At 62.4% G+C, this 4,997-nt stretch carries 6 protein-coding genes and 1 pseudogene; 5 read left to right on the top strand and 2 right to left on the bottom strand.

What is annotated here, in order from left to right; all coding sequences use genetic code 11:
• The 4 genes and pseudogenes from EN964_RS24155 to EN964_RS24140 form a co-directional block, all read left to right on the top strand.
• Positions 1-291, top strand: a pseudogene (locus tag EN964_RS24155) (dihydrolipoyl dehydrogenase); the annotation flags it as partial.
• An 89-nt stretch (positions 292-380) separates the two neighbouring features.
• Entirely contained in the window at positions 381-638 is a 258-nt protein-coding gene (locus EN964_RS24150) for a GlsB/YeaQ/YmgE family stress response membrane protein (RefSeq protein ID WP_023812036.1), read from the top strand.
• Between the two features lie 137 nt (positions 639-775).
• Complete coding sequence (gene lipA, locus EN964_RS24145; RefSeq protein WP_127272707.1) at positions 776-1,741, top strand: lipoyl synthase; 966 nt, start codon at positions 776-778, stop codon at positions 1,739-1,741.
• 12 nt (positions 1,742-1,753) lie between these two features.
• Entirely contained in the window at positions 1,754-2,218 is a 465-nt protein-coding gene (locus EN964_RS24140) for a type II toxin-antitoxin system RatA family toxin (RefSeq protein ID WP_127267305.1), read from the top strand.
• On the opposite strand, the gene EN964_RS24135 is transcribed toward EN964_RS24140, so the two are convergent.
• Complete coding sequence (locus EN964_RS24135; RefSeq protein ID WP_127267304.1) at positions 2,215-2,697, bottom strand: CinA family protein; 483 nt, start codon at positions 2,695-2,697, stop codon at positions 2,215-2,217. The two genes, EN964_RS24140 and EN964_RS24135, sit on opposite strands and share 4 nt — an antisense overlap.
• Positions 2,694-3,923, bottom strand: coding sequence for a bifunctional 2-C-methyl-D-erythritol 4-phosphate cytidylyltransferase/2-C-methyl-D-erythritol 2,4-cyclodiphosphate synthase (locus EN964_RS24130; protein WP_127267303.1), 1,230 nt, complete (start codon positions 3,921-3,923; stop codon positions 2,694-2,696). Before EN964_RS24130 ends, EN964_RS24135 begins: the two co-directional genes overlap by 4 nt.
• Before the next feature lie 244 nt (positions 3,924-4,167).
• Between EN964_RS24130 and dusB the strand changes: the two genes are divergently transcribed.
• On the top strand, positions 4,168-4,997 hold an 830-nt coding region (gene dusB / locus EN964_RS24125), incomplete at its 3' end, for a tRNA dihydrouridine synthase DusB (protein WP_127276805.1).

Raw genomic sequence — 4,997 nt, 5'->3', positions numbered from 1 at the left:
GGCAAGGACATCCGGGTCGGGCGCTTCCAGTTCGCCGCCAATGGCAAGGCCATTGCGCTCGGCGAGGATCAGGGTTTCATCAAGACCATCTTCGACAAGAAGACCGGTCAATTGCTCGGCGCCCACATGGTGGGTGCCGAAGTGACCGAACTGATCCAGGGCTTTGTCGTGGCAATGAACCTGGAGACGACCGAGGAAGAGCTGATGCACACCATCTTCCCGCACCCGACGCTGTCGGAGATGATGAAGGAAAGCGTGCTCGACGCCTATGGCCGCGCGCTCAACGCCTGATAGATTGAAAGCGCTGCTACAGATGGAACCCGGCGGCAAGGTACTTCGTTTGCGGATGCGTTTTCACGCATCACACAAGGAGAAGGCATATGCACCTGAATGGCGTCGGCTGGATAGCAGCCATCATCATCGGCGGCCTGGCAGGCTGGTTCGCCGAAATGTTCATGAAGAGCAACACCGGCATCTTCATGAACATCGTTATGGGCATCGTCGGCGCGGTCGTGCTGAACGCCATTCTGCAGGCTCTCAATTTTGGCCCGTTCGGCGTCGGCTGGATTGCCTATCTGATCACCGGCTTTATCGGTGCCTGCCTGCTGATCTGGGCGGGGCGTCTGGTGCGCCGATAGCATCACTGAAAAGCTGCCATGCGAAAAAGGCTGTTGCGGCATGCGCCGCGGCGGCCTTTTTCTTTGCGTTGAAAAGTCCTAGATGACGTTATGACAGCGAACGCCTGACTGGCGTCGCGAATGAACCAGGTTTCCCGATGGTCACTGTCCTCGATACGATCGCCAACGCCCCGCGCTTGCGGCATCCGGAAAAGGCGCACAAGCCTGATCAGGATGTGCTGCGCAAGCCCGACTGGATCCGCGTCAAGGCGCCGATGTCGAAGGGCTATGCCGAAACGCGCGAAATCGTCAAATCGCACAAGCTGGTGACGGTCTGCGAAGAGGCCGGCTGCCCCAACATCGGCGAATGCTGGGAAAAGAAGCACGCCACCTTCATGATCATGGGCGAGATCTGCACGCGCGCCTGCGCCTTCTGCAACGTCGCCACCGGCATTCCGACAGCACTTGACCCGGATGAGCCGGCCCGCGTCGCGCATGCGGTCAAGCAGATGGGCTTGACCCATGTCGTCATCACCTCGGTCGACCGCGACGACCTCGCCGATGGCGGTGCGCAGCATTTCGCCGAAGTCATTCGCGCCATCCGGGCGGCAACGCCGCTGACGACGATCGAAATCCTGACGCCCGACTTCCTGCGCAAGGACGGCGCGCTGGAGATCGTCGTGGCCGCCAAGCCCGACGTCTTCAACCACAATCTCGAAACCGTGCCATCGAACTATCTGACGGTACGTCCGGGCGCCCGCTATTTCCATTCGATCCGGCTGCTGCAGCGGGTCAAGGAGCTCGATCCGTCAATCTTCACCAAGTCCGGCATCATGGTGGGGCTGGGCGAAGAACGGAATGAAATCCTGCAGCTGATGGATGATCTGCGGTCCGCCAATGTCGACTTCATGACCATCGGCCAGTACCTGCAGCCGTCGAAGAAGCACCATCCGGTGATCCGCTTCGTCACTCCGGAGGAGTTTAAATCTTTCGAGACGATCGGCCGGACCAAGGGTTTCCTGCTGGTGGCGTCCAGCCCGCTGACGCGTTCGTCGCATCACGCCGGCGACGATTTCGCCAAGCTGCGTGCGGCACGGGAAGCGATTCTCAAGAAAACAGCCTAACCCGCTGGTTTCATGCCAAAATTCGAAGCCACCCGACGCGTATCCCATACACCCGAGCAGATGTTCGCGCTGGTCGCCGATGTTGAATCCTATCCGCAATTCCTGCCGCTTTGCGAAGCGCTGACGGTTCGCTCGCGCAAGGAGCGTGACGGGCGCACGGTTCTGCTTGCCGACATGAGCATCGGCTACAAGGCGATCCGCGAAACCTTCACGACGCAGGTGCTGCTGAAGCCCGCCGAGAACACCATCGACGTGAAGTACATCGACGGGCCCTTCAAATATTTGAGCAACGTCTGGCGTTTCGAAGCGGACGGCGCCGGGTGCACCGTCCGCTTCTTCATCGACTACGAGTTCAAGAGCCGTATTCTGGGCGCGGTCATGGGGACCATGTTCGATCGCGCCTTCCGCATGTTCGCCGAAGCCTTTGAGAAGCGCGCCGACGTCATCTACGGTGCAGCACCCCGGGTCCAGGGTTAGCCGAGTGCTTGCAGGCCCAACTCCAGCGCTTGCCGGACCGTTTCGCGACGAATGAAATCGCGGCCTTTGTCTGCAAAGAGCTGGTGCTCGGCGACAATCGGTCGGCCGTCCAGCGCAACCCCGAACCAGACCAGGCCGACCGGTTTTTCCGCCGAACCGCCGCCAGGCCCAGCGATCCCGGTGACCGCCAGGGTCAGCCCGGCGCGCGAACGGGCAAGCGCGCCTGCCGCCATTTCAATCGCAGTCTCGCGCGAAACCGCGCCATGCGCCCCGAGCGTGGCGGCGGAAACGCCGAGCATGTCCATCTTGGCTTCGTTGGAATAGGTGATGAAGCCGCGATCGATCACGGCGGACGAGCCGGCGATGTCGGTCAACGCGGCGATGATCATGCCGCCGGTGCAGCTTTCCGCCGTTGCCAGCATGATGCCGCGTCTCTGGCAGGCTTGCAGCAGGGCATTTGCCAGCTCGTTGTGGGTCATTCCGGCACCTCGCCGGGAAACACCACGCTGGCGGTGGCGATCGCCGCAATGCCTTCCTCGCGCCCGACAAAGCCGAGCTTCTCATTGGTTGTGGCCTTGATCGAGATGCGATCCGGCGTAATTGCCAGCATCTGCGAAAGGGCTGCGGTCATGGCCTCGCGATGCGGGCCGACGCGCGGCGCTTCGCAGATCAGCGTGATGTCGGCATTGGCGATGCGGCCGCCGCGCGCGCGGACCAGTTTCGCCGCATGCTCGACGAATATGCGCGACGCAGCGCCTTTCCACTGCGGGTCGGATGGCGGGAAATGCGTGCCGATGTCGCCTGCGCCGCAAGTCGCCAGCAGCGCATCGGTCAAGGCGTGCAGACCGACATCGGCGTCGGAATGGCCGGACAGCTTCTTGTCGTGCGCTATGGCGACGCCACACAAAGTGACATGGTCTCCCGGTTCGAAGGCGTGGACGTCGTAGCCATTGCCGGTACGGATGTCGGGAAAGCGCACGCGTTCGCCGGAAAGCCGCTGGTCCGCCATCGCAATATCCCGTGCCCAGGTGAGTTTGACATTGTCCGGCGAGCCCGGAACGATCTTGACCGGAATATGCGCCCATTCGGCGATCGCGGCATCGTCGGTAAAATCCATTTTTCCCAGATGACGGGCTTTCTCGTGCGCGGCAAGAATGGGCCAGAACGGAAAGCCTTGTGGCGTTTGCGCCGCGTGAAGCCCGCTGCGCGATACGGTTTCGCCAACCACGCCGGAGGCCGATTCGCGCTTCAGCGTGTCGGCGACGGGCAAAGCGGGCAACGCGCCCTCGCGCTCGCCGATGGCGGCGATGGTGCGATCTATCAGGTCCGCATCGACAAACGGACGCACGGCGTCATGGATCAGGACCTGCGCCGGCGCGTGGCCTCTAAGGGCAAGCAGGCCGAGCCGAACGGATTCCTGCCTCGTCGCCCCGCCCATGATGGCGGTGACGCGCTCGGCATTGGCGCCCGCCGCCTGCCGGAACAACTCATGGTCATCGGCATGAATGGCGACGACGATCTCGCTCGTCCGCGGGTGGGCCAGAAAAATGTCCAGCGTGTGTGCAATGACGGCAAAGCCGCCAATGTGTTGATATTGCTTCGGTCCGTTGGCCTGTCCGGCGCGCGCACCACGGCCGGCCGCAACGATCACCACCGCGACCTTGCCATCCGCACCCGAAACGTGATTTTCACTTGCGTCAGTCATGCCTGTTTGGTCCTAGCGCACGATCCCGAAAAGTGTAATCGGTTTTCGGAAAGATCGTGCGCTAAGTATGAAATTCCAAAGCGTCTTTTGCGCGTCCTCGGCGACGCGCGGCGCTTTGGTCGCGGCCAAAGCCGAAGGCCGGCATTTTCCCAATTGCGCCTTAATGTGGCGTCATTCCGCGTTGCACATTGCGCCGGTTCTGGCTAGAGAATGTGCAACGAATGAAGATGCTTGGTTTTTGTGCATGGTTAACTTGACCAAATTGGCCGCGCCGCTCGATGTCGGTGGCGTGAGAATCCGCAATCGCGTGTTCCTCGCACCGATGTCGGGGATTACGGACGAGCCGTTCCGGCAGCGTGCCCACGCGCATGGAGCGGGCCTGGTCGTATCCGAAATGGTTGCCAGCGGCGAGCTTGCCAAGGGCAGGGCCGGTTTCAAGCTGCGCATACGCCACTCCGGCCTGCCCGTCCATATGGTTCAGCTGGCAGGCCGTGAGGCGATGCACATGGCCGAAGGTGCCAGAATCGCCGCCGGTGAGGGCGCCGACATCATCGACATCAACATGGGATGCCCGGCCAAGAAGGTTACCGGCGGTTATGCGGGTTCGGCATTGATGCTGGATCTCGACCACGCACTGTCGCTGATCGACGCCGTTGTCGGCGCGGTCGAGGTGCCGGTGACGGTCAAGATGCGGCTTGGCTGGGACGAAGGCGCGCTCAATGCGCCGATGCTCGCGCGCCGCGCCGAGCAGGCCGGTGTCAGCATGGTGACCGTGCACGGCCGCACGCGCTGCCAGTTCTACCAGGGCAAGGCCGACTGGCGCGCCATCGCCCGCGTCAAGGAAGCCGTGTCCATCCCGGTCGTCGCCAATGGTGACGTCTCTTCGCCGGCGGAAGCGGCCGACATTCTCGATCAATCGGGTGCCGACGCCGTGATGATCGGCCGTGCCCATTATGGCGCGCCCTGGATCGCAGGCGGCATTGCGGCCGCAGCGATCGGCGAGGCGACGCCAAACATGCCACGGGACTCGACGGCGGTCGCCGACTACATCGTGGCCCATTATGAGGACATGCT

Source organism: Mesorhizobium sp. M7A.F.Ca.CA.001.10.2.1, from assembly GCF_003998575.1.
GTDB lineage: Bacteria > Pseudomonadota > Alphaproteobacteria > Rhizobiales > Rhizobiaceae > Mesorhizobium.
The sequence above is the reverse complement of the archived record's forward strand: the minus strand, read 5'-3'. Positions and strand labels throughout refer to the sequence as shown.

Excerpts from the sequence above, each read along its gene's own strand:
- EN964_RS24150 (WP_023812036.1), top strand. The coding sequence starts at position 381 with ATGCACCTGAATGGCGTCGGCTGGATAGCAGCCATCATCATCGGCGGC.
- EN964_RS24135 (WP_127267304.1), bottom strand. The coding sequence starts at position 2,697 with ATGACCCACAACGAGCTGGCAAATGCCCTGCTGCAAGCCTGCCAGAGA.
- EN964_RS24130 (WP_127267303.1), bottom strand. The coding sequence starts at position 3,923 with ATGACTGACGCAAGTGAAAATCACGTTTCGGGTGCGGATGGCAAGGTC.
- EN964_RS24140 (WP_127267305.1), top strand. The coding sequence starts at position 1,754 with ATGCCAAAATTCGAAGCCACCCGACGCGTATCCCATACACCCGAGCAG.
- lipA (WP_127272707.1), top strand. The coding sequence starts at position 776 with ATGGTCACTGTCCTCGATACGATCGCCAACGCCCCGCGCTTGCGGCAT.